The 26,001-nt window shown below is 67.2% G+C and carries 24 protein-coding genes and 3 pseudogenes; 17 read left to right on the top strand and 10 right to left on the bottom strand.

Annotated features, from left to right (window positions below; all coding sequences use genetic code 11):
* Nucleotides 1-546: 546 nt before the first annotated feature.
* The 3 genes from VP06_RS04265 to VP06_RS04255 form a co-directional block, all read right to left on the bottom strand.
* Nucleotides 547-801: a hypothetical protein gene (locus tag VP06_RS04265; protein ID WP_048462599.1), complete on the bottom strand. Its 255-nt coding sequence runs from the start codon at nucleotides 799-801 to the stop codon at nucleotides 547-549.
* Between the two features lie 96 nt (nucleotides 802-897).
* Entirely contained in the window at nucleotides 898-1,296 is a 399-nt protein-coding gene (locus VP06_RS33610) for a two-component system sensor histidine kinase family protein (RefSeq protein WP_156295443.1), read from the bottom strand.
* A gap of 581 nt (nucleotides 1,297-1,877) precedes the next feature.
* The gene (locus tag VP06_RS04255) at nucleotides 1,878-2,297 is read right to left on the bottom strand and encodes a MerR family transcriptional regulator (protein ID WP_048462598.1); all 420 of its coding nucleotides are present in this window, start codon (nucleotides 2,295-2,297) and stop codon (nucleotides 1,878-1,880) included.
* A gap of 69 nt (nucleotides 2,298-2,366) precedes the next feature.
* On the opposite strand from VP06_RS04255, the gene VP06_RS04250 reads away from it, so the two are divergent.
* From VP06_RS04250 to VP06_RS04205, 12 genes and pseudogenes are all read left to right on the top strand, one after another.
* Complete coding sequence (locus tag VP06_RS04250) at nucleotides 2,367-4,574, top strand: heavy metal translocating P-type ATPase (RefSeq protein ID WP_048462597.1); 2,208 nt, start codon at nucleotides 2,367-2,369, stop codon at nucleotides 4,572-4,574.
* 36 nt (nucleotides 4,575-4,610) lie between these two features.
* Nucleotides 4,611-4,844 (top strand): annotated as a pseudogene (locus tag VP06_RS37850) (hypothetical protein); the annotation flags it as partial.
* 21 nt (nucleotides 4,845-4,865) lie between these two features.
* Nucleotides 4,866-5,552: a ZIP family metal transporter gene (locus VP06_RS04245; RefSeq protein WP_048462596.1), complete on the top strand. Its 687-nt coding sequence runs from the start codon at nucleotides 4,866-4,868 to the stop codon at nucleotides 5,550-5,552.
* Between the two features lie 60 nt (nucleotides 5,553-5,612).
* Entirely contained in the window at nucleotides 5,613-6,314 is a 702-nt protein-coding gene (locus tag VP06_RS04240) for a response regulator transcription factor (RefSeq protein WP_280950158.1), read from the top strand.
* Nucleotides 6,311-7,645 carry an ATP-binding protein gene (locus tag VP06_RS04235; protein ID WP_048462594.1) on the top strand — a complete coding sequence of 445 codons (1,335 nt, stop codon included), beginning with the start codon at nucleotides 6,311-6,313 and terminating at the stop codon, nucleotides 7,643-7,645. The genes VP06_RS04240 and VP06_RS04235 overlap by 4 nt, the downstream gene beginning before the upstream one ends.
* A gap of 96 nt (nucleotides 7,646-7,741) precedes the next feature.
* Nucleotides 7,742-7,996 carry a hypothetical protein gene (locus VP06_RS04230; RefSeq protein WP_048462593.1) on the top strand — a complete coding sequence of 85 codons (255 nt, stop codon included), beginning with the start codon at nucleotides 7,742-7,744 and terminating at the stop codon, nucleotides 7,994-7,996.
* A 354-nt stretch (nucleotides 7,997-8,350) separates the two neighbouring features.
* Nucleotides 8,351-8,656, top strand: coding sequence for a hypothetical protein (locus tag VP06_RS04225; protein WP_245291039.1), 306 nt, complete (start codon nucleotides 8,351-8,353; stop codon nucleotides 8,654-8,656).
* A gap of 127 nt (nucleotides 8,657-8,783) precedes the next feature.
* Nucleotides 8,784-10,136: an efflux RND transporter periplasmic adaptor subunit gene (locus VP06_RS04220; protein ID WP_048462591.1), complete on the top strand. Its 1,353-nt coding sequence runs from the start codon at nucleotides 8,784-8,786 to the stop codon at nucleotides 10,134-10,136.
* An 11-nt stretch (nucleotides 10,137-10,147) separates the two neighbouring features.
* Complete coding sequence (locus VP06_RS04215) at nucleotides 10,148-13,396, top strand: efflux RND transporter permease subunit (RefSeq protein ID WP_048462590.1); 3,249 nt, start codon at nucleotides 10,148-10,150, stop codon at nucleotides 13,394-13,396.
* A gap of 4 nt (nucleotides 13,397-13,400) precedes the next feature.
* On the top strand, nucleotides 13,401-14,015 hold the full coding sequence (locus tag VP06_RS04210; protein ID WP_053081520.1) for a hypothetical protein: 615 nt from the start codon (nucleotides 13,401-13,403) through the stop codon (nucleotides 14,013-14,015).
* Between the two features lie 60 nt (nucleotides 14,016-14,075).
* On the top strand, nucleotides 14,076-14,603 hold the full coding sequence (locus VP06_RS34375; protein WP_245291038.1) for a threonyl-trna synthetase: 528 nt from the start codon (nucleotides 14,076-14,078) through the stop codon (nucleotides 14,601-14,603).
* A gap of 46 nt (nucleotides 14,604-14,649) precedes the next feature.
* Nucleotides 14,650-15,567: a cation diffusion facilitator family transporter gene (locus tag VP06_RS04205; RefSeq protein ID WP_048462589.1), complete on the top strand. Its 918-nt coding sequence runs from the start codon at nucleotides 14,650-14,652 to the stop codon at nucleotides 15,565-15,567.
* Nucleotides 15,568-15,960: 393 nt separating this feature from the next.
* Here VP06_RS04205 and VP06_RS04200 read toward each other — a convergent pair whose 3' ends face one another.
* From VP06_RS04200 to VP06_RS04170, 7 genes and pseudogenes are all read right to left on the bottom strand, one after another.
* Nucleotides 15,961-16,320 carry a hypothetical protein gene (locus VP06_RS04200; RefSeq protein WP_048462588.1) on the bottom strand — a complete coding sequence of 120 codons (360 nt, stop codon included), beginning with the start codon at nucleotides 16,318-16,320 and terminating at the stop codon, nucleotides 15,961-15,963.
* A 33-nt stretch (nucleotides 16,321-16,353) separates the two neighbouring features.
* Nucleotides 16,354-19,572 (bottom strand): efflux RND transporter permease subunit, encoded by a 3,219-nt coding sequence (locus VP06_RS04195; protein ID WP_048462587.1) that lies wholly within the window; start codon nucleotides 19,570-19,572, stop codon nucleotides 16,354-16,356.
* Between the two features lie 12 nt (nucleotides 19,573-19,584).
* Complete coding sequence (locus VP06_RS04190) at nucleotides 19,585-21,318, bottom strand: efflux RND transporter periplasmic adaptor subunit (RefSeq protein ID WP_048462586.1); 1,734 nt, start codon at nucleotides 21,316-21,318, stop codon at nucleotides 19,585-19,587.
* 83 nt (nucleotides 21,319-21,401) lie between these two features.
* Complete coding sequence (locus tag VP06_RS04185) at nucleotides 21,402-21,785, bottom strand: hypothetical protein (protein ID WP_048462585.1); 384 nt, start codon at nucleotides 21,783-21,785, stop codon at nucleotides 21,402-21,404.
* A gap of 588 nt (nucleotides 21,786-22,373) precedes the next feature.
* A pseudogene (locus VP06_RS04180) lies at nucleotides 22,374-22,634 on the bottom strand (IS630 family transposase); the annotation flags it as partial.
* Nucleotides 22,635-22,892: 258 nt separating this feature from the next.
* Nucleotides 22,893-23,018, bottom strand: a pseudogene (locus VP06_RS35920) (DNA-binding response regulator); the annotation flags it as partial.
* A gap of 203 nt (nucleotides 23,019-23,221) precedes the next feature.
* Nucleotides 23,222-23,653 (bottom strand): hypothetical protein, encoded by a 432-nt coding sequence (locus VP06_RS04170; protein WP_048462583.1) that lies wholly within the window; start codon nucleotides 23,651-23,653, stop codon nucleotides 23,222-23,224.
* A 69-nt stretch (nucleotides 23,654-23,722) separates the two neighbouring features.
* Between VP06_RS04170 and VP06_RS04165 the strand changes: the two genes are divergently transcribed.
* From VP06_RS04165 to VP06_RS37000, 5 genes are all read left to right on the top strand, one after another.
* Nucleotides 23,723-24,358: a hypothetical protein gene (locus VP06_RS04165; RefSeq protein WP_245291037.1), complete on the top strand. Its 636-nt coding sequence runs from the start codon at nucleotides 23,723-23,725 to the stop codon at nucleotides 24,356-24,358.
* On the top strand, nucleotides 24,355-24,636 hold the full coding sequence (locus VP06_RS04160; protein WP_245291036.1) for a hypothetical protein: 282 nt from the start codon (nucleotides 24,355-24,357) through the stop codon (nucleotides 24,634-24,636). The genes VP06_RS04165 and VP06_RS04160 overlap by 4 nt, the downstream gene beginning before the upstream one ends.
* Nucleotides 24,637-24,804: 168 nt before the next feature.
* Nucleotides 24,805-25,059 (top strand): type II toxin-antitoxin system Phd/YefM family antitoxin, encoded by a 255-nt coding sequence (locus VP06_RS04155; protein ID WP_048446473.1) that lies wholly within the window; start codon nucleotides 24,805-24,807, stop codon nucleotides 25,057-25,059.
* Nucleotides 25,049-25,483, top strand: a complete 435-nt coding sequence (locus VP06_RS37005; protein ID WP_048462582.1) for a hypothetical protein — start codon at nucleotides 25,049-25,051, stop codon at nucleotides 25,481-25,483. The genes VP06_RS04155 and VP06_RS37005 overlap by 11 nt, the downstream gene beginning before the upstream one ends.
* A 285-nt stretch (nucleotides 25,484-25,768) precedes the next feature.
* Nucleotides 25,769-25,942, top strand: coding sequence for a hypothetical protein (locus VP06_RS37000; RefSeq protein WP_197093128.1), 174 nt, complete (start codon nucleotides 25,769-25,771; stop codon nucleotides 25,940-25,942).
* Nucleotides 25,943-26,001 lie beyond the last annotated feature (59 nt).

Genomic DNA, 26,001 nt, shown 5'->3' with positions numbered 1-26,001 from the left:
CCACCGAACGGGTGTAGCGGGAATGAGGCCGAGCCGAGGGCTCCCCGCACTCCGGGCCGCGGGCGGCCGCTGCGCGGGGATGGGTACGAATGGTGATCTGATCAGACGCGAGCTCGACCTGATCGACGACGAGACCGGCGGGGATGAGGTGCAGCAAGCGTTTGAACACCGGCTTAGATGCCCAGGCGGAGGTCGACGTTCACGATCTGTGTGGCTCCGTGACGACGCCCACGCCTGCACCACAAAAGCGGGAGAGCCGAAGGTGGGTCAGGCTTCAATCGGCGTTGACACTACGGAGAGCGGCCGCACCATCATCATCACCGCATCGACGGTTGAGTTCCGCGTGAAGGCGTGGGGGGGACCCGCCCCGGCTCAGACCGGGGCGGGCTTGTCGCGGTGCTTAAGGGGGCGACGGTGCACCGCGAACAAGATCTGGCGCGAGCGCGGACTCAGCCAGCGCGTAACCGATGCTCAATGCTAGGAGCGAAGGCGAGGAGCAGGGGCAGCGTCTGCATCCCGTACTTCCCATTCGCTCGCGCCCAGATATCACTTCTTGCCGTGGCTGTGCCCGTGCGCGTGACCGTCATTCTCGAAGTGGGCCGGTTTTCCGTTCGGGCCCTTCTCCTGCGCTTCCCGCACCCGCGGATCGTCGCGATGAGCCGGGCCGCCCGAGACGGTGCCGGTGTTCGGCACTGCCCGCTCAGGGTTCGACGCGTTGCCGTGGCCGTCCAGGGCGAGCGCGGGTGTCGCAGCCCCGGCCAGCATGCCCGCGGCGAAGATGGCAGACATCGTGCGCTTCATCGGTCTGTCTCCCGTGTTCGTGCGGTGTCAGCCGCGTCGAAGGTTGAGATAGCTGGGCCAGTTGTCCCTCATTCGCCGCGTTCGTGACGAAGTGTGTCATCCGCAAGGGCCAGCTCGAGGCAGGCGGGTGTCGGCCCGCAGGCTGTCCCCGTGGCGGTTGATAAGGCCGCGCATGCCGCCCTTGTCCTCAACGACCCGAAGCATCAAGGCCGCGTCCTCGCCCCCCAGGCCGATGCGTACCCTGGTCCCATAGCACACGTCGTTCTCTACGAGGTTTTCCAGGGCGCGCCGGGGGGCCACAGGCCGCACGATGGCAAGAGCCCGGCGGGGTCCCTCGAAGGCGTCGTTCCGACCGACGTCCGCAAAGGCGTCGGCGACGCCCATCAGGACGCTTGTTACGTCGGTAACATGGCGCAACGTCGAATTGGCATTACCGCGCAGGTAGGTGATCGTGGCCAATACCATCGCCTGCGTCTCGTCCAGGTCCGCGGCCATGACGCGTCGCTCACTCTCGTCCTCCAAGCAGTCGAGACGCAGGCGCAGCCGGCTGATGGATGTGCGCAGGTCATGACACATCGCCGCGAACGCCTGTGTTCGTCCCCCAACCAGCCGGTGGATGCGCTCCTACATCGCGTTGAGGACCCGGCCGATCCCGCGGAGCTCGTCCAGCCCATTCTCGGGCACCCGTACCACTGTTCCATGCCCGATCCGGCCGGGTGGCCAGGGTCGCTCGCGCAGAGGCCCAGCGATCCGGTGTATCAAGACGATGGCGGCCGCTCGACGAGGATGGCCATGGCCGTCGCGAGAGAGACTGAGGGCGTCACCTGCACGAGGCCCGGTGCCTGAGCTGAGCGGAATGTCAGAGCACCCCCGTCGGGACTCCAAAACGTCCCGTACAAGTCCTGCCGGTGGAATAGCTCGTCAGGCAACTCTAGGGTGAGGAAGAGCAAGGGGCCGAGGCCTTTAAAAAATCTGAATCAACACTTGTTTGATCTTGATCGATGGTCCTGATCCTGGCCGATGAGCCTACAGTCGCGATCGTTAGATTTGTAGCAAAATACAATCTACGCATGTTCTTAGTGGCGATCCCCGGCACACAGGCGGTGGTCGGAAAGCACCTCGATGACCCGACACTCACCGACACGCCCATGGCCGCATTCCCCGATCATGCGGGACAACTCACTTCTCAGTGCCATCAACCGTGTGATGCGGTGCTCAACCTCAACAAGGTGCCGCCGAGCGATGATGTCCACCTCGGCACAAGAACGATCCGGCTGGGCGGTGAGCGCCAGAAGCTCCCGGATGGCCTCGATCTCAAACCCGAGCTCGCGCGCATGGCGAATGAAAGTTAGACGCTCGACGTCAGCCGGTCCGTAGCGGCGGCGCCCGCCTTCCGTTCGTGGCGGGGGCGGAAGCAGTCCCGCCTGCTCGTAGTAGCGCACGGTCGGGATCAGGACGCCAGTGCGCCGCGATAGCTCGCCGATCGGGAATTCCATTTTTGGCCCTTGCTCCTCTAGCGACTAGAGGAAGTAGGCTCCTTCCGAGAACGGTGCAAGGAGAGCGCCATGAGCACGGTGGCGAACGAGAGCCGCTTCAAGGTCACGGGCATGGACTGCGCGGCCTGTGGCAACAAGGTAGACACAGCGATCCGGCGGTTGCCGGGGGTGGAAGACGTCACTGTGTTCGTATCTACAGGCGCGGTGAAGGTTCGTCATGTCGACGGCTTCGATGCAGCCGCCGTGACACGACAGGTGCGGAACCTCGGCTACGGCGCCGAGATAGCGAACGGTACGAATTCTGCCGCCATCGCACCTCCAGTCCGGCACCACGACAAGGGTGACCATGATCATGCGGACTCTTCCGGGCACGACCATACGGACCATTCGCATGATGCCCCAGCAGGAGTGGATCAGCCCTGGTGGCGCACCCAAAAGGCACGGCTGACGGTCGCCTATGGCGCGGCGCTTCTCGCGGCGTACCTCCTTGGTCGCCTTACACCTTCGCTGGAGCGCCCGGCATTCCTCACTGCGTTGGCCGTCGGGCTCGCTCCCATCGCATGGCGCGCGATCACGGCCGCCCGGTTCGGCACTCCGTTCTCAATCGAAACGCTCATGAGCATCGCCACCATCGGCGCTGTATTCATCGGGGCTCACGAGGAGGCGGCGACCGTCGTTCTCCTGTTCCTCGTCGGCGAAATGCTGGAAGGGCTGGCGGCCAGTCGCGCGCGGGCCAGCATTCAGGGTCTCTCCGCCCTCGTGCCGAAGATGGCGCTCCTCGAAAGAAATGGCCAGTTGAGCGAGGTGACGGCGGAAAGTCTTGCGGTCGGGTCGACCATCCTTGTGCGCCCCGGTGGCCGCATCCCAGCGGACGGTAAGGTCGTAGAGGGATCCGGCGAGGTCGACGAGGCGCCGGTCACGGGCGAGAGCGTACCAAAGCACAAGACCGTCGGCGACCCCGTCTTTGCCGGTACGGTCAACGCGGGCTCTGTCTTGCGGGTATGCGTCACTGCCGCTGCCGCCGACAATACGATCGCGCGCGTCGTCCGCCTCGTGGAGGAGGCGCAGGAGTCGAAGTCGCCGACGGAGCGTTTCATCGACCGCTTCTCGAAGGTCTACACCCCCGCCGTCCTCGTCGTGGGCTTTCTTATCGCCGTGGTGCCACCCTTGGCCGGCGGAGCAAACTGGAACGAATGGATCTACAAGGGCCTTGCCATCCTCTTGATCGGCTGCCCCTGCGCGCTGGTGATCTCGACGCCCGCTGCAATCGCCGCAGGCCTTTCCGCTGGTGCCCGCCGCGGCCTGCTGATGAAGGGCGGTGTAGTGCTTGAGACGCTTGGGCGTATCACCGCCATCGCCTTCGACAAGACGGGGACGCTGACGGCGGGCAAGCCCGTGGTCACCGACGTCGTGACGGTCGGGCGCCCGGCACGAGACGTCCTGTCGCTTGCAGCGGCGCTGGAGAAGGGATCGAGCCATCCGTTGTCCCTCGCGATCCTCAACAAGGCGAAGGCCGAGAAGGCTCCGGTGCCGCCCGCCTCCGACGCGAGTGCCGTTCCTGGGGAGGGCGTCGAGGGCAAGGTGGGCGGCGAAGCCGTGTTCCTCGGCTCGCCCCAGGCGGCTGGGCGCCGCGTGTCCCTCGGCGACGAGCACGTCGCGGCGATTGCGGCGCTGAACGCCGAAGGCAAGACTGTGTCGGTCGTGCTATCGCGCGTCGGGCTCCTGGGCTACATCGCCATGCGCGATGAAGCGCGGTCGGACGCGCGGGAAGCCCTCGCCGCGATGAAGGCGTCCGGGATCCGCGTCGTCATGCTGACCGGCGACAACCGTGCAACGGCTGATGCGGTCGCGGGTGGCCTCGGCATCGAGGCGCGCGCGGAACTCTTACCGCAAGACAAACAGAGGATCGTGCGCGAACTCCAGGCTGAGGGCTTCAAGGTCGCCAAGGTCGGAGACGGCATCAACGATGCCCCAGCACTCGCTGCCGCCGACATCGGCATTGCCATGGGTGGTGGCACCGACGTTGCGCTGGAGACGGCGGACGCGGCGGTGCTCCATGGCCGCGTGCGGGACGTGCCAGACATGATCGCGCTGTCGAAGGCGACCATGAGCAACATCCGGACGAACATTGCCATCGCGCTCAGCCTGAAGGCGGTGTTCCTCATGACCACGGTTCTCGGCATCACAGGCCTCTGGCCGGCAATCCTCGCCGACACAGGCGCGACCGTCCTCGTGACCGCCAACGCCATGCGGCTCCTCAACTGGAGACCTCGGTGAGCGCCGCCGTCGACGACGTCATCCAGTTGGGGCCGACGATCGTGCTGGCGGTCAACCAACCCTATCGGCAATGTCATCGTGATGGCAGCTGCGCTGGGCCTATGGGGCACCTCGACTGTCTGGCCCGCCCTCACGGTCGGCGCGGTGATGGCTGGGATCTTCCTAACCTTGTCCGTGCAGATCCTGCGGCAGGCGTGGCGGGAATACCGTAAAGATAATGACAAGAGTTGTGCGCCATGGAACCCGGCGATGCAGTCGCCTCTGGCTTGAATGGATCTACGTGGGACTCTAATGCAAGCCTGGACCTTCACGCTGATCCCGGCCGCGGCAGCTGTTTTTGGGGCTGTTGTCGCAGCCAAATTGCGGCCGGGGCCTGTCCTCGTCAGTGCAATTCAGCACTTCGCAGCAGGCGTAGTATTTGCGGCGGCTGCCAGCGAGATCTTGCCCGACTTGAAACATGCGGGCTCCGCATGGGCCACCCTGGCGGGTGGTACTGTTGGCGTCTTGGTGATGCTCGGTGTGCGCACGCTGGAGCGGCGCGTGAAAGGGCCAGTGGGGCTTATGTCCATCACCGGCATCGACATCTTGGTGGATGGTCTCGTCCTCGGCATTGCCTTTGCAGCTGGCGCCAAAGCCGGCATCCTCTTGACCGTGGCCCTCACCATTGAGGTGCTGTTCCTCGGGCTCACTGTTGCCAACGAACTCGGTGAGAGCGGCGCCTCAAAGCCGAAGGTTATTGGCTCAACGGCCGGCCTCGTGCTGCTGCTGCCGCTAGGGGCGCTACTCGGCGGCCCTGTTAGCTCAATGCCCCTGTCCATTCAAGGTGCCTTCCTGGCCTTTGGGCTGATCGCCCTGCTCTATCTCGTTACGGAAGAACTGCTTACCGAAGCGCATGAAATCAAGGACCGCCCCTGGGTGACCGCAATGTTCTTCGCAGGCTTCCTACTATTGTTGTTGCTAGATGAGATGGTCGGATAGAGGCATGGACGGAGAACGGCTTTGATCGTCTCAACTCCGACACCACAGGGAGCAGCACACGTGCTGCTCGTAGAGGACGACGACGGGATGCGTGTGCTGGTCACCCGCGTCCTGCGCGAGAGTGGGTTCCGGGTTACCGGCTGCCGGAGCGGTGCCGAGATGTGGTCGCTACTGCCGAGCACGGCAATCGATCTCGTGTTGCTCGATGTCATGCTGCCCGGAGCTTCGGGTTTCGACCTGCTCCGGGCGCTACGCGCGAAGGGCGGTCTCCCCGTGATCATGCTGAGCGCCCGCAACGAGGAGGCCGATCGTGTCCTTGGGCTAGAGCTCGGTGCCGACGATTACATCGCCAAACCGTTTGGCCGGCCTGAGCTCCTCGCTCGGATACGGGCGGTGCTCCGCCGCGCCACCATCGCGCCCATGCCGGCTGCGGCGTCCAGGCCGGAAGCGTTGAACTTCGCCGGCTGGCGGCTGGACCTGCGCAGCCGTGCCTTAACTGATCCGGAAGGAGCTGGCATCGACCTGTCGGGCGCGGAGCACGATCTGCTGCTGGTCTTTCTGGAGCATCCTGGGCGGGTGCTCGGCCGCGAGCAAATCCTGGAGATGAGTCGCGGGCGCCTCGCAACACCGTCGGACCGTAGCGTCGACACCTTGGTTAGCCGCCTCAGGCGCAAGCTTGAGCCATCTGATGGTGCGGCCCCGGTCATCAAGACGGTACGCGGCTCCGGCTACATGCTGGCCGCCAAGGTCGAGCCGGTATGAGGGAACTGGCCGGCCTAGCCCGCAGCCTGGAGGGGCGCACCGTCGCCGTCCTGCTGCTTGCCGTCCTCCTTGTCCACGGTGGGGCGCTCATCATCTATCGCCGCTCGGCTTCTGCTGCGGCTGATGAAGCCTTCGCGAACGAAGTCGCCCGCCAACTCGTCCTTGCACGAGAGGCTGTGCTGAGACGCCCACCAGAGGCACGTGGCACCGAAGCCAAGGCTCTCTCGTCCAATCACTTCGAGATTGGTTGGGACCCACACCCGCCGATACGCCCCACCGGGTCAACCGACCCAGCGCTCCAGGGCCTCCGCGACCGGCTCATGACGCTTGAACCAATCCTCGGCCCAAGCCTCGTCCTCACCCTGGAAGCGCCCGACGAACCGCTGCACCGGCAGGACTTGCGCGGGACCTTCGAGCTCCCGGACGGGAGTGGACTGACATTTCGCTCGGCCCACGCGCCGAGCTTGGTGGATGTCGCGCCCTGGGCCTCCCTCGCAACCGCTATGGCCATCTTCGTCGGGGTAGCCGCGGTCATCCTGATGCATCGCATCGCCGGGCCATTGCGCGAACTGACCGAGGCTACGGGTCGGATCGGGCACGGTTCCGTCGTGCGTGTCCCCGAGATCGGCCCGGACGAGACGCGCGGGATCGGGCGGGCGCTAAACGTCATGCAAGAGCGTATCCATCTGCTGGTTGGAGAGCGGACGCAGGCTCTCGCCGCCGTCTCGCACGATCTGCGCACGCCCATCGCCCGACTGCGCCTGCGCCTTGATCGCCTGGAGGACGAAGGTGAGCGTCATGCCATGGCCGCCGATCTCGACGAGATGCAAGCGATGGTCGATGCGACGCTTGCCTACCTACGCGGCGACGCCGATCCAGAGGCGCGGCGGGTCACCAACGTCGCCAGCGTCCTGATGGGCATCGCTGACGCTTCTGCAGACGCCGGTTGGGACGTCACGTATGTAGGACCCGGCCGCGCGCTCGCCGACATCCGCCCCGTGGCCTTCCGCCGTGCGCTGGACAATCTTGTCGATAACGGCGTGCGCTACGGCTCGCGAGTGTGCATCGACCTAAGGATCGAGGCGACGAGCTTGGTCATAGGACTTGACGACGACGGCCCAGGCATCCCGTCCGAGGAAGTGGTCCGCGCCTTCGAGCCCTTCACGCGGCTGGAGGGCTCGCGCAACCGCAATACCGGTGGGACCGGCCTGGGCCTGACCATCGCGAAGCGAGCCGTCGAGGCCGAGGGGGGCACACTTGACCTCACCAACAGGCCCGAGGGTGGTCTGCGGGCCAAGATCCGCATGCCCCGGGCCAGGATCGGCAGCTGACACACTTCGTCACGAGCGCGGCGACTGGCAGACAAACGGTTCGGCTACATTACCCTACGAAGCGGCCGCCGCCGCACCAGAACTGGAGACGGACCGATGAGCCGCATACTGGCTGCCACACTTGCCACGGGATTGCTGGCTGCGGCCACGGCTCCCGTCTTTGCTGGGGACGGGCATGGCAACGCGTCGAACCCTGAGCGGGCAGTGCCGAACACCGGCACCATCTCGGGCGGCCCGGCTCACCGCGACGATCCGCGGGTGCGGGAAGCGCAGGAGAAGGGCCCGAACGGAAAACCGGCCCACTCCGAGAAGGACGGTCACAACCACGGACACAGCCAAGGCAAGAAGTGACTCAGCGGTATGAGGCCGCTTCGATGGGGGAACACCACCATGCGGATGCTGCCTCTGCTGATTACTTTCACGCTCCTCGCCGCAGGCATCAGCTACGCTTTCGCAGCCGATCCGCTGGATGCCCGTGGCTCAACCCTTCACGGTGCAACTTCCCCCATCTCACGCACCGTGAACGGCCCGCTCCAGCACTCTGCTGGAGCGGGCTTTGACGATATCGAGATACCCTCATGGGCGGCATGGTAGCCATGGGCTTGTCGATTGGGGCATCGTCCGTACATAAGAAGCGGAATGTTCTCTGCACGGCGCCATAGGGTCTTCGGGGCGACGACGGGCTGGTGGGCGACCACGCTCCGCATGCTCGCGCTCGCTCTGGTTGTCCTCGTCAACATGCCGGCATCCGGCCTTGCCGAAGACATTGTCTTCCATGGCGGCCGTGGCCGGATCGAACTCTCCGCCTCATCCGATATCGCCTCGAATGGTCTGGAGGCCAGGGAGCCCGGGCACGTCGAGCATCTGCACTGTGGCTGCCACGTGCTCGCAATCCTGGATACCGTGGTGCTTACGCCGATCTTGGAGCCGACGCGCCCGTACTATGCCCGTGTGAGCGAAGTGGCGGCCTCGCTCGCTCCGGACCGTCTACCCAGACCACCCCGCGTCTGAGGCGACAAGGCACGCGAGCGCTCGCCCGCATCCGGCCCAAACGGTCCGAGGTGCTGCCACTTACATCATCAAACGGGATCGACCGAGACGTTCCATCGTCTGCAGATCCCTTGCCGAGCAGGCACTCATGCGCATTCTCCTGATCGCGGTCCTCGTGGCCGCCGGCATACTCGTGGGGGCGGCCGTTCCTGCCGTATCCGGCTTTGTTCAAAGCATCCTCGCCTCCGTCGGCCTCAACACATCCAACCCGACAGCGTCGGTCGCTGCCCCGGCCACGTCTACGACGTTCCCCTCGGCTGGGCCGACCCAAGGTGAGGGCACCGGCGACGGCCATGACCACGGCAAGCCCGAAACGAAGAACGAGGGCCACGCCCATTCCGAGGCCGAAGGCGAGGAGGGTCATATCAAGATGACCGCCGAGCAGGTCGAGAACCAGGACATCAAGGTGGCCAGGACCGAGGGTGGGACGATCTCTCGGCACATCCTCGTCCCCGGCACCATCACACCCGATACCGATCGGATCGCCCGCGTCCCGGCGCGGGTCGTCGGAACCGTGGCCGAGATGCGCAAGCGCCTCGGTGACCCAGTGCAGAAGGGCGAGGTCGTTGCCGTCCTCGACAGCCGCGAGGTCGCCGACGCCAAGAGCGAGTACCTTACCGCCGCGGTGAAAGCCGACCTGGAGAAAACGAACTTCGACCGCCAAGCCGCGCTCTGGGACAAGCGTATCTCGGCCGAGTCCGCTTATCTCAACGCCAAGGCCGTGTACGCGGAGGCGACACTCCGGCAGGATCTCGCCCGCCAGAAACTGTCGGCGCTCGGTCTCAGCGCGGCGGAGGTCGCCAAGCTCGCCAAGCGGGACGAGACCACTCCGAACACCTCGACCTTGCGCCAGTACGAGCTGCGCGCGCCGCTGACCGGGAGGATCGTCGAGCGCAAGGTCGATGTCGGCACCTCGGTGGGCAAGGAAGGCGACCCCGCCGACCTCTACACCGTCGCCGACCTCTCGACCGTCTGGATCGAGCTCTCGGTATCGACCGCCGACCTCGCCAAGGTTCGGGAAGGCGCGCCCGTCACCGTGACGCCGGGCCAGGACGGCGGCGAGCGCCACGAGCAGGGCAAGGTTATCTTCGTCAGCCCCCTCCTCAACGCCGAGACCCGCTCGGCTCGCGTCATCGTTGCCCTGCCGAACAAGGATATGGCGTGGCGGCCGGGTACTTATGTCAACGCTGAGCTCGAGATCTCCCGGGACAAGGTACCCGTCCGCGTGCCGAAATCCGCGCTGCAGACCATCGAGGGTAAGCGCGTCGTCTTCGTGCGGACGGAGGAGGGCTTCGAGAAGCGCGAGGTTGAAATCGGCCGTTCCGACGACGACGCCGTCGAGGTCGCCACCGGCCTGAAGCCGGGCGAGGACATCGCCGTCGGCAACACTTTCCTCCTCAAGGCCGAGCTCGGGAAGAGCGAAGCCGATCACGCGCACTGAGGCGATCGGGCATGATCAGTCGCATCCTCGATTTCTCGGTCCACCAGCGCTGGCTCGTGCTGCTGCTGTCGCTGCTTGCCGCCGGCTTCGGGGGCTACGCGGTGACGAAGCTCCCCATCGACGCCGTACCAGACATCACCAACAACCAGGTCCAGATCAACACGGTCGCGCCCTCGCTCTCACCGGTCGACATCGAGAAGCAGGTCACCTATCCGGTCGAGACCGCGCTCGCCGGCATCAAGGGGCTGGAATACACCCGCTCGCTGTCGCGCAACGGCTTCTCGCAGGTCACCGCCGTTTTCGCCGAGAAGCTCGACATCTACTTCGCCCGCCAGCAGGTCGCCGAGCGCCTCGCCCAGGTGAAGCAGGACCTACCGCCCGGTGCCGAACCCAGCATGGGGCCGATCTCGACGGGCTTGGGCGAGATCTACATGTGGTCGGTCCACTACGCGAAGCCCGGTGAGCGCAAGGTCTCGGAGGCCGGCAAGCCCGGCTGGCAACCCGACGGCAGCTACCTGACACCCGAGGGGCAGCGGCTCAGGACCGAGTTGGAGCAGACCGCCTACCTGCGCACCGTCCAGGACTGGATCATCCGGCCCCAGATCAAGACCGTGCCGGGCGTGGCCGGCATCGACGGCATCGGCGGCTTCGAGAAGCAGTACCACGTCCAGCCCAACCCGACGAAGCTCGCTGCCCTCGACCTGTCGTTCGGGGACGTCGCCCGGGCGCTGGAGGCGAACAACGCCAACCAGGGCGCCCGCTACCTGGAGGACAACGGCGAAGGCTACGTCGTGCGCGCCGCCGGCCGCCTGGAGAGTATGGAGGAGATCGGCGAGGTCGTGGTTGCGACGCGCGGCGGCGTACCGATCCGGATCCGCGACATTGCCGAGGTGCGCATCGGGCGCGACCTGCGCACAGGCTCGGGCAGCGAGAACGGGCAGGAGGTCGTCGTCGGCACTGCCCTGATGCTGATCGGCGAGAACAGCCGCACGGTCGCTGCCGCGGTCGATGCCCGGATGAGCCAGATCCGTGCCTCGCTGCCGCCCGGCGTCGAGGTGCAGACCATCCTCGACCGCACCCGCCTCGTCGAGGCAACCGTGAAGACGGTGGTCAAGAACCTGTCCGAGGGCGCCGCCCTCGTCATCGTCATCTTGTTCTTGCTGCTCGGCAACATCCGCGCTGCGATCATCACGGCGCTGGTCATCCCGGTCGCCATGCTGATGACCCTGACCGGCATGGTCGAGGCGAAGATCTCGGCCAACCTGATGTCACTTGGCGCCCTGGATTTCGGCCTCATTGTCGACGGCGCCGTCATCATCACCGAGAACGCACTGCGTCACCTCGCCGAGAAGCAGCACGAGCTGGGCAGGGGGCTCGACACCGAGGAGCGCCTGCAGACGGTGCGGGCCTCGGCTGAGGAGATGATCAAGCCCTCGCTCTACGGGCAGGCGATCATCATCCTGGTCTACGTCCCGCTCCTGACCTTCACCGGTGTCGAGGGCAAGATGTTCGAGCCGATGGCGCTGACCGTTATCATCGCGCTCGCCGCGGCCTTCGTCCTATCACTGACCTTCGTGCCGGCGCTCATCGCCATCGCGATCACCGGCAAGGTGACCGAGAAGGACAACCTCATCATCCGGTCGCTCAAGGCCACCTACCGGCCCGTCCTGGCCGCGGCGGTGCGGGCCCCGTCCGTGTTCATCGGCGGCTCGCTGCTCCTCCTCCTCGGGGCCGGCGTTCTGTTCACGCGGCTTGGCACCGAATTCATCCCTCAGCTCGACGAGAAGAGCATCGCGCTCAACGCAACGCGCATCCCCTCAACCTCCCTGACCCAGTCGCAGGCGATGCAGATCAAGGTCGAGCAGGCGATATCGAAGTTTCCGCAGGTGGCCTATGTCTTCTCGAAGACTGGAACGGCTGAGGTCGCCTCCGATCCGATGCCGCCGAACTCGTCCGACACCTTCGTCATCCTCAAGCCGCAGGAGGAATGGCCGGATCCGTCCCTGAGCAAGGCCGAGTTGCAGGAGCAGATCGAGGCCGCGGTCGGCAAGCTCGCCGGTAACGTCTACGAGTTCTCACAGCCGATCCAGCTGCGCTTCAACGAGCTGCTTGCCGGCACCCGCGGCGACCTCGCCGTCAAGGTGTTCGGCGAGGAGTTCGAGCCAATGCTGAAGGCGGCCAACCAAGTGGCCGGCGCGTTGCGCGGCATCAGTGGCGCCGAGGACGTGAAGGTCGAGCAGACCGCCGGCCTGCCGTTCCTGGAGATCAAGATCGACAAGGCGGAAGCCGCTCGCTACGGCCTCAGCACCAGTGCCATCCAAGAGGTCATCGGTGCGGCGATCGGCGGCCGCGATGCTGGCGTCGTGTTCGAGGGGGACCGGCGCTTTCCCATCGTTGTGCGCCTGACCGACACGGTGCGTGAGGACCGCGAGGCCCTGGAGAACATTCCGGTGCCGCTGCCGGCGGGAGCGAACGGCCGGGCGAGCTCCGTGCTGCTGAAGCAGGTGGCGCGCTTCTCGGTGACAGAAGGCCCGAACCAGATCAGCCGCGAGAACGGCAAGCGGCGGGTGGTGGTGACCGCCAACGTGCGTGGTCGCGATATCGGTTCGCTCGTGGCGGAGGCACAGGCCAAGGTCGGCAGCCAGGTGCAACTTCCCCCTGGCTACTACGTGACCTGGGGCGGTCAGTTCGAGAACCTCGCCTCAGCCAAGCGGCGCCTGATGGTGGTGGTGCCGGTCTGCTTCTTCCTGATCTTCCTGCTGCTCTATTCGGCGCTGGGCTCGCCGCGCGACGCACTCCTGGTGTTTAGTGCCGTGCCCCTCGCCCTCACCGGCGGCATCGCAGCCTTGTGGCTGCGCGGCATGCCGGTCTCTGTTCCGGCCGCGGTCGGGTTCATCGCGCTGTCAGGTGTGGCGGTGCTCAACGGCCTCGTGATGCTGACCTTCATCAAGCAACTCGTTGCGGAGGGGCGCCCGAAGCGCGAAGCCATCCTCGAGGGCGCCATGACCCGGCTGCGGCCGGTGGCGATGACGGCGCTCGTGGCCTCCCTCGGCTTCGTGCCGATGGCGATTGCGACGGAGACCGGCGCGGAGATCCAGCGGCCTCTGGCGACCGTGGTCATTGGCGGCCTGATCAGCGCCACCCTGCTCACGCTGATCGTGCTGCCCGCGCTCTACGCCCGCTTCGGCAAGGTCACGGTCGTGAAGGCGGCCGAGCGCCCGCCTGAGCTGGCTCAGCGGCCCCTCAAAGCGGCGGAGTGAGATCATGGGCAGGCGATACGAGCGGATCAGAGTGATCATGCTGGCCACGGGCTTGCAGGCTGCTGGCGCCGAAGCGGCCGGAGCACCGATGGCTGAGGCACCGTTTGGCCTTGCCTGGGCATCAAAGACGGACATGCCCAAGCCGACCCTGATGGACCAGGAAGCCAACATCACGGCTATGATCTATTTCTACGGCCATCCCCCAGCCATCGGCGTCGACACCCAAGAGGTCGTTCTCGACGTCTGCCGAGACGAGGGCTTGCAGCGCGTGGTCTGGGTCAGTCGGATCCTATCGGTCCCTGAACGGACGGACCTGTACGAGCAACTCCTGACCGAAGGCGTTCGCCGGCATGGCGCTTCGCGGCCGGGGCCCTATCCGCGTTCGGTGATCTGGTCGACGGGAGTCTTATTGGGTGTACGCGAGACCCCTGGCCGAGGTGAGCAGATCGTCATGGTGAGCGAAGGCGACGAGTTCTCTCGCTGCTCCAGCCGTCACCGTGAGGAAGCGGGCCACTCTGCGGTCAACCATGTGGCCGAGCTCTTCCAACTTCTGGCGTCGCGACCGCCCCGCATCCGAAGCCAGGCTCCTGCCTCACTCCCAAGCGTGGGCCAACGATAGGCCGATCACACCATGGCAGACGGACATCGGCGCGGACGCTGGTTGTCGAGATGGGCGATCGTGTCGACCGCCCTCGTTCTGACGCATGCGGCAACTGCGGCCGAGCTTTCTGCCGACGCGGCACCGTTCGGCTTCGCTTGGGGTCCGATTACCAAAGTGCCACGCCCACTCAGGGCCGAGCATGAGGCGAACCTGACCGCGCTGTTCTACCCGCGCGGCTGGGACCCGGCCAACGGGCCGGCGACGGCCGAAGTAATCTTGGTAGTTTGCCGGGACGAGGGCCTGCAGCAGGTGGTTTGGGTCGGCCTGCCGATGTCTGGAGAAACCCTCGCGAGAACACGTCGAGCCATCCATGCCGAGGGCGTCCGCCGATATGGGGAACCTAAAGTGGGAGGAACGGCCGACTCGGAAGTCTGGCCAAGTGGTCGCGCGCTCCTGGCGAGCCGGGAAGCGGCGGATGGAAACCGCGAATTGGTCATGACGGCAGTCGGCCCTGGCTACGCAGCTTGCTCCGGGACCCACCATGCCGAGACCGGGCATCCGGCGGGTACGCACATGGCTGATCTCGTCGGGACCGCCAATCCCTAAAATCAACCGGCTTCGTCGACCATCACCACAGGGGTTAAAGGCAATTATGGGACACGGACACTCGCACGGGGGCAGCATCCCGTCGGGCTCTGCGGCGGGGAGGAACAAGAGCCGCCTCGCCTGGGCACTTGCCCTGACCTTGACATACATGGCCGCCGAAGTTGTCGGCGGCCTTCTCACCGGCAGCCTCGCGCTCCTTGCCGACGCCGCGCATATGGTTACGGATGCCGGTGGCCTCGCTCTGTCGCTGCTCGCCATCCACTACGCGGCCAAGGCGCCGACGCCGGGCAAGAGTTTCGGCTACATGCGCTTCGAGATCTTGGCGGCACTCGCCAACGCCGTCGTGCTGCTCGCGGTGACAGCCTACATCCTCTACGAGGCCTACCGCCGGTTCGTGGAGCCGACCGAGATCCTCGGCTGGCCGATGATGCTGGTGGCGCTCGTCGGTCTCGGCGTGAACCTCGCCAGCATGAAGCTGTTGGCCGGCGGCTCGTCCGAGAGCCTCAACGTCAAGGGCGCCTATTTCGAGGTGTTCTCCGACATGCTTGGCTCGGTCGGCGTCATCGTCGCGGCCCTGGCGGTGATGGCGACCGGCTGGCGCTGGGTCGACCCGCTCGTCGGCGCCGGAATTGGCCTATTCATCGTGCCGCGCACATGGCGGCTCCTGAATGAGGCGCTGCACATCCTGCTGGAAGGCACACCTCCCGGCGTTGACCTCGGAAAGCTCAAGGTCGAGATCGATGCAATGCCGGGCGTGCGGCGCGCCTACGACCTTCACGCCTGGACGCTGACCTCGGGCTTCGACGCGATGAGCGGGCACGTGGTCGTGGACGACGTTGCTGGCGGCCCCGACGTGATCCGGGCGGTCCGGCGTCTGATGAAGGAGCGGCATGGCATTGAGCACGTCACTGTCCAGGTCGAGGACGAGGCGCTCGCGGCCGAAGCCGCCCACCTTCCGGTGTAACGGAGATGGGCAAGAAGTTCTCACGCCGATGGGAGGATTGGGGTTCGAGTCCCCGCGGGCGGCGGCGCGTCCGTCCGCATGTCAGGCGGGCGGCCAGCCGCGATTTCCTGAAGGCGGCGATACTGACTATCTTGACGCTCGGGCTCTTGGTGATGCTCGGCCGATACTCCTGATCGGATCCGTCATGCTCGATGGCCCGAGTGCTTCACGTGAGACTGGATCACGACGGCTTGACCGAACGTACGCCGGGACGATGGTCATGGCGCCCGCGACTTTCAGGAGGATCCTCACCATTCCTGGCTAATCATCGACATCGGACGCGATCCTCACTCTCTGGCTTCCGAGCCGCCGACGCGGTCAAGTCCGTACCGCCGGCCCGGACGCGCAGGCCCTCTACTGCTTCTCGAAACGGGCCTGGACGTTGTGCCCGTGCAGCTTCGTGGAAAGCACGACCTTCGCGCCTGCTGCCAGCGGGGACTTGAGGTCGGCAACGAACTTGTTCGGTGCAGCCGGCTTCAGGCTCAGCGTCTCTGTCTTGCCGTTGGCCTGGACGAAGGCCTTGGCCGACAAGCCGGCCGTGTCGACCGGCTTGCCGTCCTCGCCGATCACGAAGAACGTGACGCTGGTCCCAGTCTCGACGAACTCGATGGGATGGCCGTCGGCAACCGTCGTCTGACCGCCGTTCGCCCCGGCGGCGAAGCAGGGCGACGCCAGGATGAAGGCGAGGATGGCCGGACGGAGAGTGTAGCGCATGGCGATGTCCTTTATCGGGTGAACGGGTGAGACTCAGAACGCCTCGACGGTCGCGCTCCGCGGGGTTTCGGGTGAGGCCTCGGGACGGTGTCGGGCGTCGTCCCGCAACCGCTCCAGAGGCTTGCGTCCGAAGGTCAGGAACAGGACCGGCGTGAGCACCGTGTCGAGGAGCGTGGCGCTGATTAGCCCGCCGAAGATCGTCACCGCCACGGGATGCAGGATCTCCTTGCCGGGTGCGTCGGCGCCGACCAGCAGCGGCACCAGGGCGACGCCGGCCGACAGCGCCGTCATCAGCACGGGGGCCAGCCGCTCCAGACTGCCCCGGACGACGAGCTCACGCCCGAACGGCAGGCCCTCGTGGATGGCGAGGTTCAGGTAGTGGCTGATCTTGAGGATGCCGTTGCGGGTGGCGATGCCGGTGAGCGTGATGAAGCCGATCATTGAGGCCACCGAGAGCGGCTGCCCGGCGATCCAGAGCGCCGCGACCGAGCCGATCAGGGCGAGCGGGATGCTGCCGAGGATGATCAGCGTGAACACCACCGAGCGGTAGCGGCTGTAGAGCAGGGCGAAGACCAGGGCGAGGGAGAGGAGCGAGAGCAGGCCGATGGTCCGGCTGGCCTCCGCCTGCGCCTGGAACGAGCCCTCCAGGCTCGTCGTGTAGCCGTTCGGCAGGCTCGCCGCGGCGACCTTCTCCTGAATGGCCTGGACGATTTTGCCCATGTCGGAGCCGGCCTGGGTGTTGGCCTGCACCACGATGCGGCGGCGAGCGTTCTCGCGCAGGATCTGGTTCGGGCCGTCGGTCTCGCGGATGTCGGCGATCTGGCGCGCCGGCACCCAGCCCGACGGCGTCTCGATCAGGAGGTCGCCGAGGCGTTGCGTGGTGCGCATCGTGTCCGAGAGGCGCATGACCACGTCGAAGCGGCGATAGCCGTCGACCACGCGCGAGACGACCTGCCCGTTCGAGAGGCGGCTGAGCTGCTCGACCAAGGCGGCCGGCTGCACCCCGTAGAGGGCCGCGCGGTTGTAGTCGACGCGGATCTCCAACTGCGGGATCAGCACCTGCTTCTCGACCTGCAGGTCGGCGATGCCGGGGATGTCGGTCATGCGCGCGCGCAGGTCCTCGGCCAGGGCCCGCAGGGTGTCGAGATCCTCGCCGAAGATCTTGAGCGCGATCTCGGCGCGCACGCCCGAGAGCATGTGGTCGAGCCGGTGCGAGATCGGCTGGCCGACGTTGACGTTGACCGGCAGCACCGCGAGGCGCCCGCGGATGTCGGCGACGAGCTCGGGCTTGGGCCGCGCCCCGGGCTTGAGGTCGACCTCCAGGTCGGAGGAGTGCACGCCCTCGGCGTGCTCGTCGAGCTCGGCCCGGCCGGTGCGGCGCCCGATGGACTTCACGTCGGGCATCCCCAGGAGCAGCCGTTCGGCCACGAGGCCGATGCGGTTGCTCTCGGCGAGCGAGATGCCCGGGTTGAAGGTCATGTTGACCGTGAACGAGCCCTCGTTGAAGGGGGGCAGGAAGGTCCGCGGCAGGAAGGCCGCCGCGAGACCGGCCGCCGCCACCGCCAGCCCGGCGACCGCCATGACGGGCCGGGCATGCCCGAGTAGGCCCCGCAGCAGGGCGGCATTGCCGCGCTTGAGAAGCCCGAGGAAGCGGCTGTCGTGCTCCTCCAGCCGTTTCAGGCTCGGCAGCAGGTAGTAGGCGAGGACCGGCGTCAAGGTGATCGAGACGAGAAGGCTCGCCAGGATCGAGACGATGTAGGCCTGGCCGAGCGGCGCGAACAGCCGCCCCTCGATGCCCGACAGCGCGAAGAGTGGCACGAAGACCAGCACGATCACCATCGTGGCGTAGACGATGCCGGAACGCACCTCGTTCGAGGCCGCGACCACGACCTCGAACACGCTTCTTGGGTTGCCGGCCCGCCGGTTCTCGCCGAGGCGCCGGAAGATGTTCTCGACGTCGACCACCGCGTCGTCGACGAGCTCGCCGATGGCGATGGCGAGGCCCCCCAGCGTCATCGTGTTGATGGACAGGCCGGCGAGGTGGAAGATGATGGCGGTCGCCAGGATCGAAACCGGGATCGCTGTGAGCGAGATCGCGGTGGTGCGCACGTTCAGCAGGAAGGCGAACAGGACGACGGCGACAACAACGACTGCCTCCATCAGCACCGTCTCGACGTTGCGGATCGAGGTCTCGATGAAGTTCGCCTGCCGGAAGATGAGCTGGTCGGCGCGAACGCCCCTGAAGGCGCAGGCGTCGCCCGCCGGCTCGACCATGGACGGGCCCGAGCCGCCCTTGTCTTTGTTCGAGCCGCAGGCGTTCAGGCTGGCGGTGATGTCCTTCAGCGCCGCCTCGACCTCGCGGGTGAGGCGGACCGTGTCGACGCCCGGCTGCTTCTCGACCGAGACTACGATCGCGGGCGCACCCATGTAGCCGCTGTCGCCGCGCTTGACCCGGGCCGCGAAGGAGACCTCGGCCACCTGGCGGAGGTAGATCGGCCGGTTGCTCACGGTGGCGACGACCATGTTCCGCAGGTCGTCGAGGTTCATGGTCCGGCCGATGTTCCGGATCAGGTACTCGCGGGCATACTGGTCGGTGAAGCCACCGCCGGTGTTGGTGCCGAACTGCGCGAGCGCGGTCTCCAGCTGGACGTGGGTGATGCCGAGCGCCCGGAGCGCCGTGGGCTGGGGCGCCACGCGGAACTGGCGCACCTCACCACCCATCGGGATGACCTGCGCCACCCCCGGGATCGCGAGGAGACGCGGCCGGATAGTGAAGTCGGCCAGTTCCCGCAGCTGCATCGGCGAGACCGAGCCGCCATTCAGCGCGACCATGACGATCTGGCCCATGATCGACGAGACCGGGCCCATCATCGGGTTCACAGTGGGGGGCAGTTGCGGCCGCACCATCGCCAGCCGCTCGGAGACCTGCTGGCGATTGCGGTAGATGTCGGTGCCCCAGTCGAACTCGACGTAGATCACCGAGAGGCCGACGCCCGAAACCGAGCGGACGCGAGAGACGCCCGGCAGGCCGTTCATCTGCGTCTCGACCGGGAAGGTGACGAGCTGCTCGACCTCCTGGGGCGCGAGGCCCTCGGCCTCGGTCATGATGGTGACGGTCGGCCGGTTGAGGTCGGGAAAGACGTCGACCGGGAGCTTGGTCACCGTGAAGGCGCCGTAGATGACGAGCACGGCGGCGAGCGCCAGCACGAGCAAGCGGTTGCGCAGGGACTGCGTGACGAGAAGGGCGAACATCGGCGGCGCTCCTCAGCGGACCTGATTGAGGAGTTCGGCGCCCTGGGTCACGATCCGCTTGCCCGGAACGACCCCCGACACGACCAGGACATGCCCTGCGTCGAGCGGCTCGACGCGCACCTCGCGCGGCTCGAAGCGCTCGGGCGCCGTATGCTCGTAGACGATGCTCTGGCCGTTGCTGCCGCGAACCACGCTCATGCGGGGCAGCGACAATCCCTTCTGCCGGGTGTCGGTGGCGGCCAGCACGGTGACGAACTGCCCGGTGCGGAGTTCCGGCGGGGCGCCCTCCACGGCGAAGTGCATCGGCACCGCCTGGCTGCGGTCGGCGAGGCCCGCGCCCATGTAGGCGAGTCGCAGCATGCGGCCCTCGGCCGTGCTGGCCGTGGCGTCCTGCCCCCTGGCCAGCGCGTCGAAGCTCAGGGCCTCGACCCAGAGGCGGCTCGGGTCGACGATCTGGAAGACCTGCACCCCGGGGCTGGCCATCTGGCCGGCGACGGCGTTCGCTTCCGCGATGACACCGTCGACGGGAGCCTTCAAGGCCTCAGGTTGCTGACGGATGTTGTCGAGGGCGGCGCGGCGGTCGAGCAGGCCCTTGAGCTCGGCCTGGGCGTCCTCGAGCTGCACCTGCGAGACGGAGCCGCCCGGGGCGAGCTTGCGGTAGCGCTCGACCCGCCGCTCAAGGATCGTGATCTGCTGGTCGAGCTCGCCCTGGCGCTGGCGCATGTCGGAGACGTCCACCGCCTGAACCGGGGGGGTGACGTAGGCGAGCACTTCTCCCTTGCGCACCTGCGTGCCGAGGCGCGGGAAGATGCCTGATTCCGGCGGCGAGAGCCGGCCGCCGACCGAGGATTGAACGACCCCGCTGGCGCTCGGGTCGGGGACGATGCGCCCCGGCAGCTCGACGGTTCGGCGCAGGGTGTCGGAGGCCGTCACCACGGTCCGGACTACGAGCACCCGCTGGGTGGGCTTCGGCACGAAGATCGAGCCGTCCGGCTGGCGGCGCGCGAGGTCCTGCCCGCCGGGGGACGGCGCGGCCATCGGAAAGGCCTGGGGCGCGGGAGCGCTCCCGCCCGTCCCACCGTGGCCGTTGGCCGCAAAGGCGCGGGGTGCGAAGGCGAGGGCGACGACGAGCACGACGAGGGCGGTCGCCGGCAGGTAGCGGCGCCCGCGCATCAGGAGCGTGACCGCGCTGCCCAGGAGGAAGCCGACGCCGCCGATGGCCAGCGGCAGCGGGTCGGCCTCCTTGAGGTGGCGCTGGAAGTCGTGGGCAGCGGCGAGCCCGGTCGCCCAGGGGGAGCCCCCGGCTGCCGGCGCGACCTGCGCCGGCTCCGGAACGATGAGCGTGACTGGGAACATGTCGGTCGCACCGGACGCGGTGACGGTGAACAGCACCTCGTGCTCGCCGGGATGCAGGCTCCAATGGGCTTCGAGGCCGTAGCTGCCGTCCGGCATCGGCGCGGCATTAACGGTCCCGTCCGGGGTCTGGGCCTCCACGGTGGCGTCCGTCACCGGTTCGTTCGAGCCGGCGCGGTCGAGGAACACGACCAGGCGGCCGTTGCGGGCGATGGCGACCAGTTCGAGTGTGTCCGTGCTTGACGAGCCGCGCGGCGCGGTCGCCGTCGGCGGGGCCTGCGCCTCGTTGCCGTGGTCGTGGCCTTCGTGGGCGACGGACATCGTCGGCGCCGCGGACCAGAAGCCGAGCGCCAGGAGAGCCGCCCGCAGGGCGGGGGCGGAGAGAACGCGCATGGGAAAAACCGAGCCTTCGCGAAAGGGAGGCTGGCGGCAGCCCTCACGGGCAGCCGCTCAGGACGCGCAGCGGCGCGCGGACCTCAGGCGAAGGGTCGAGGGGGCTCGGAAAGCGTCTCGGGGTGCAGGCTGTCGAACGCGATCGCACGGAGACCGGCCAGCCTCCGCTCGGGCTTCCAGGTGACCGTCACGGCGTACGAGGCCCAGCGCACAAACGGCGCATGGCAGCAGCACAGGCCGCAAGGGTCGATCATGCTCTCATCACCGAGGAGGACGGCGCGGTCCGTTCCGGTGCCGATCTGTTCCGCTTCTTGAGCCTCCATAGGCGCAACGGCGGCGATCGTGGCGTTCTCGGTATGCGCCGTACCAGCGTTTGAGTGCTCGGCTCCCACTATCAAGAAAGCAACAAGCGCCACGATCTGGAAGACCGTGAGTAGCAAGTGCCAGAGTGGTCGGGCGGGCGACATGGTGTGGCGTCCATAGCACGTCCCAGCCGTTCGGCCACGCGCTTTCTGGTGGGAAAATGCACGCTCGCCGCCATTTGGCCGCTGCACCCAACGTCGCTTGTGGATCGAAATTAAAGCGGGATCCTAGGTCAGTCAGAAACCGGTTGATGCAGACGTTTCCAGCATAGGTCTCGCTTCGCGTGAGACGGTTACGGATGTAGCAGTGCTCAAAAATTTGCTGCCCGCATTGGCAATGGTCAGGCTCATCGCTGATCTCGACATACATCAGATCCCACCTCTGATCGCGCAGCGTTGAACTCTTGCGCGATAGATCGTGGCAGAATATGAGCCTTCAGCCGTTCGAGATTGTGCCATTCCATATGCGCTTCCTTCTCCGATAAGGATGCTGGCACAGTTTTCACGTGCGGAAGATACCTAGTTTACATGCAAAGGATTTTGGCACGACAGGAGGGTTCAGGTAGGCCGCCTCGCTAGTGCACTGGCACCGACGAACGAGCCACGTGCTCACTCGCCAACTACCTGCAGTCACAGAGAAATTCGCAGTGCGCGGTGTACCTTCTGAAAGCGTCAGCGCACTAGTGCACTGACTCAGACGGAAGGTGCAGCCTGGCTGTTGAGGATGGCGGCGGCCGGGTTGGTCCAGATGAAGGGCTTGGGCCACTCGTTGTGTTCGGCGATGTAGCGCTTGATCGCCGCCTGTAGGTCGACGATCCCGGTGAACGTGCCGCGTCGCAGTCGCCGACGCGACAGCGCCGAGAAGAAACCTTCGACGGCGTTGAGCCAAGAGGCGGAGGTCGGGGTGAAGTGGACCACCCAGCGCGGATGACGCGACAGCCAAGCCCGGACCTGCGAACCGGTAGGTCGGCCTGTCGAGGAGCGGCAGCCATCCCGCCCGCTCGCCGGCCGGCAGCCGGTCCAGCAGGGCGACCGCGACGGCGACATCGCGCTGGAGCGTCGTCAGCATCACGACCCGGGCCGAGCGGTCCCGCTCGAGGAGCATGACCGCGGATGCGAGCCCCTGGCCGCACAGGAGTCCAGCGAGCAGGATCAGGAAGAGCCGGCTGCGCAGGCTGCCCGGGAGGCGCGCCCTCATCCCTCGCACGCCGGCGCGCGCATCTGACGCCCGCCGCCGGCCGCGCCGACCCGCCGGCCGTTCTTTCTGAGACAGCCGGACACCAGCTCTCGGATCTCGTGGTCGCCGTCGACTATCAGCACGTGGTCGATGTGCTCCACAGGCGCTCTCCCGGGCTCGACCTCCCGGATAGAGCCGCGCCCGCGCTCCGGCGACCGGTTGATTGTATCGCTCTGTAGCGACGGCAGCGCGGCCCCCTGCACAGCGATACTCGATCGGTGGATCCGCGCGCGCGGACAGGAGGGGCTCGCTCGCCCGGGAGATCCATTGCCGGCCTTGTGCCTCGCTCCGGCCGTACACCCGGTCAGATGACCGGGTAAGGTCCGAGAAACAGGTCGCCCATCGCCCGCCGCCGCAGGTAGGTCAGGCGCCGGCGCCGCAGGTGCTCTGGCCGGTCATGGATCAGGTGGCAGCGCTGGCACCAGGCCGCGAGATCCCGGTCGCCGTTGAGGCTGGTGTCGTGGGCCCGGTGGCACGCCGCCAGGACCGGCACCGTCAGCCGCGCTCGCGCCAATGCCCCGAGCCTGGGTTCACGGCGCAGGCGCCGCCCCCGGCCGGAGCGCCAGTGCCCGGCCTCGGCGTCGTACCAGGTTCCCTTATCCAGGCAGACGATCACCTGCCCGTGCGGCCGCCTACAGGCCTCGCAGCGCCCGCCGGCGCGGCCGAAGCGGATCACCGCCGAGAGCTGCGGCCAGTCGATCGGGTAGAAGTGGCGGTGTTCGGGGCGGATCGGCACGATGTGGCCACGCTACCACGGCCGGGTTAAGGGCGAATCCCCTCTTCGGCCATTCCCCGCAGCGAATGTGTGGGACTTGGTTCGAGAGTTCGAGAAGGACCGACGCTTCGCGACGGGAGGGATGATCGGAGAGAGGCTCCGGCGCCCGTCGCGAAAGCCCGGCCATGGCCCGCCTCCTCGTCCTCGCCTGCTCAGGCGACCAAGCGCTCCGATCCCGACCCCATCCCGGCGCTCGCGCGCTACGACGGCCCGCTCTGGCGCACACTGCGCGCCGCCGATCCCGAAGGCCGGACGGCCAAGGTCGCCTTCCTCTCGGCCCATTACGGCTTTCGTGATGCGGCGGCCCCGATCGCCGACTACGACGCCAGGCTGACGGAGGACCTCGCCGAGCGGATGATCGCCGGCGGCGTGACCACGCGCTGGCCCCGGCCGCCCTCGCCGCGCCGGCCCGACACCTACGGGATCCACCCCGGCGCCGAGATCGCCGGGCTCACCCGCCACGGCGCCGACCCGGTCGAGGAGATCGCGCTGGTCGGCGGCCGGCTCTACGTCGAGGTGATGCACGCCCTGGTGCGCGGCTTCGTCGAGATGGGCTGTGTGCGCCGCGACGCCCGCGTCAGCGTCATCAACGGGCCGATCGGCCGGATGCGCCAGGACCTACGGACCTGGCTGGCGGCGGACCGCGCGCATGGGGGCCGGCCGTGACCGGTCGCCTCGGGCACAACGGCGGACCGGCCCTCGAGGGGCCGGCCGAGACCCGTTCCGGCCAGTGCAAGCACTGCCGGCACTGGAAGGCGCCGTCGGCGGGCGAGCAGAGCGCCTACGAGGCCTTCCGCATCGGCCTGTCACGCCGCCGGGTCCGGCGGCCGACGGGCGCCTGCGATCGCGTCCTGGTCGGCAACAACCCCAGGCTCTCCTTCTCGGCCACGGTCGGTGAATTCGGCTGCCGGAACTTCGAGGCCACGCCTCCTGCGCCGATGTAGAAGGGCGGCGGCTACGTCACGATCTGGCAGGGCGGCCGCATCGTCTGGGAGGGGGCCAAGGAGGCGATCCCGGCCCGCTTCCTCCAGGAGGATCTCGACTTGTGAGCCCGACCCGTCAAACTCTGCAAGGTCCATGTTATATGGATCTCATGGATCTGGAGGCCTTCCATGCGCACCTTCTCGACCGCCGATCTCAACAAACAGGTTGGCGAGGTCACCGACGCGGCCCAACGCGCGCCCGTGGTCATCACCCGGCGCAGCAAGCCGCGGTTCGTCCTGATGAGCCTGGAGCACTACGAGGCCCTGCGCGGCCCGAGCGATCCGCGCCGCGCCTTCACCCTCGACACCATGCCGGACGACCTTCGTGACGGCCTCCTGCGGGCCGCCGACGCCTACGAACGGGAGCACGGCGGTGACGACTGAACCTCCGGAAACCGGCCTCGTCGTCCGCTACAGCTTCCTTTGGCCGCGCGAGCACGACCGCGGCGAGATCGAAGGGCGCAAGGACCGGCCGGTCTGCCTCGTCGTGCCGGTGGACGTCGGCCAAGGCGCCGTGGTGGTGTTCCCGATCACGACCCAAGAGCCCTTGCCCGGCCGGTCCGCTGTCGCGGTCCCGGACACCGAGCGCCGGCGCCTCAAGCTGCCGGGCGACCGCCCCTGCTGGATCATGCTCGACGAGGCCAACAGCGACGTGATGCCGGGTTCGTACCACTTGGTCCCGCTGGAGACGCATCCGCTTCGCTACGCCTACGGCCGGTTCAGCCCTGCCTTCATGCGTGTCGTGCTGCGGACGATGGGCGAGTCGATCCGCGCGCGGCAGCTCCGGATGGTCCCGCGCGAGCGCTGATCCCCCCGCGACCGTGCCGGGCAGACCGGCCGAGGGGCATGACATCGCTATGATATTGATAGCAAATCGATGTCAGGCACCGGCCGGCGGTGGACGACCCCGCTCTCTCGTCAGCCACCCCGATAGGCCGTCGCGACTTTGTACGATCAACCCGCAAGGGGTCCGCTCCGCAAGCGGGCGGCCGCGCTCGGCTGCGCCTCCCGCGGTGATCGCAGCCGCTCTCGGCCTCCTGGGGCCGCTGTCGAGCGGGGATCGCCCCCGCTTCCAGCAGGAGCGAAGACCCCGATGGCGACCGATCTCACCCTCGCGAACCGCTACGCCCACAGCCTCGCGGCGTCCCTGATGGTTCCGGTCACGGTGTTCCGCTCCGAGGCCGGCTACGGCGTCGTCACCTCGGACGAGTTCGAGGGCGATCCCGCCGACGTCATCTCCGAGTTCGACCCTCACGGGGAGGAGTGATCGTCCCGCTGGTGCGACCCCGTTTAGGATGGGGCGCACCGTCGAAGACGGCCCCGACC

The organism is Methylobacterium aquaticum, assembly GCF_001043915.1.
Classification (GTDB): domain Bacteria; phylum Pseudomonadota; class Alphaproteobacteria; order Rhizobiales; family Beijerinckiaceae; genus Methylobacterium; species Methylobacterium aquaticum.
The sequence above is the reverse complement of the archived record's forward strand: the minus strand, read 5'-3'. Positions and strand labels throughout refer to the sequence as shown.

What these genes read in the sequence shown, in the direction of transcription:
- VP06_RS04230 (WP_048462593.1), top strand. Translation starts at nt 7,742, where the DNA reads ATGAGCCGCATACTGGCTGCCACACTTGCCACGGGATTGCTGGCTGCG.
- VP06_RS04265 (WP_048462599.1), bottom strand. Translation starts at nt 801, where the DNA reads ATGAAGCGCACGATGTCTGCCATCTTCGCCGCGGGCATGCTGGCCGGG.
- VP06_RS04245 (WP_048462596.1), top strand. Translation starts at nt 4,866, where the DNA reads ATGCAAGCCTGGACCTTCACGCTGATCCCGGCCGCGGCAGCTGTTTTT.
- VP06_RS04185 (WP_048462585.1), bottom strand. Translation starts at nt 21,785, where the DNA reads ATGTCGCCCGCCCGACCACTCTGGCACTTGCTACTCACGGTCTTCCAG.
- VP06_RS33610 (WP_156295443.1), bottom strand. Translation starts at nt 1,296, where the DNA reads ATGGCCGCGGACCTGGACGAGACGCAGGCGATGGTATTGGCCACGATC.
- VP06_RS04195 (WP_048462587.1), bottom strand. Translation starts at nt 19,572, where the DNA reads ATGTTCGCCCTTCTCGTCACGCAGTCCCTGCGCAACCGCTTGCTCGTG.
- VP06_RS04205 (WP_048462589.1), top strand. Translation starts at nt 14,650, where the DNA reads ATGGGACACGGACACTCGCACGGGGGCAGCATCCCGTCGGGCTCTGCG.
- VP06_RS04220 (WP_048462591.1), top strand. Translation starts at nt 8,784, where the DNA reads ATGCGCATTCTCCTGATCGCGGTCCTCGTGGCCGCCGGCATACTCGTG.
- VP06_RS04235 (WP_048462594.1), top strand. Translation starts at nt 6,311, where the DNA reads ATGAGGGAACTGGCCGGCCTAGCCCGCAGCCTGGAGGGGCGCACCGTC.
- VP06_RS04250 (WP_048462597.1), top strand. Translation starts at nt 2,367, where the DNA reads ATGAGCACGGTGGCGAACGAGAGCCGCTTCAAGGTCACGGGCATGGAC.
- VP06_RS04215 (WP_048462590.1), top strand. Translation starts at nt 10,148, where the DNA reads ATGATCAGTCGCATCCTCGATTTCTCGGTCCACCAGCGCTGGCTCGTG.
- VP06_RS04255 (WP_048462598.1), bottom strand. Translation starts at nt 2,297, where the DNA reads ATGGAATTCCCGATCGGCGAGCTATCGCGGCGCACTGGCGTCCTGATC.
- VP06_RS04155 (WP_048446473.1), top strand. Translation starts at nt 24,805, where the DNA reads ATGCGCACCTTCTCGACCGCCGATCTCAACAAACAGGTTGGCGAGGTC.
- VP06_RS04210 (WP_053081520.1), top strand. Translation starts at nt 13,401, where the DNA reads ATGGGCAGGCGATACGAGCGGATCAGAGTGATCATGCTGGCCACGGGC.
- VP06_RS37000 (WP_197093128.1), top strand. Translation starts at nt 25,769, where the DNA reads ATGGCGACCGATCTCACCCTCGCGAACCGCTACGCCCACAGCCTCGCG.
- VP06_RS04190 (WP_048462586.1), bottom strand. Translation starts at nt 21,318, where the DNA reads ATGCGCGTTCTCTCCGCCCCCGCCCTGCGGGCGGCTCTCCTGGCGCTC.
- VP06_RS04200 (WP_048462588.1), bottom strand. Translation starts at nt 16,320, where the DNA reads ATGCGCTACACTCTCCGTCCGGCCATCCTCGCCTTCATCCTGGCGTCG.
- VP06_RS04225 (WP_245291039.1), top strand. Translation starts at nt 8,351, where the DNA reads ATGCTCGCGCTCGCTCTGGTTGTCCTCGTCAACATGCCGGCATCCGGC.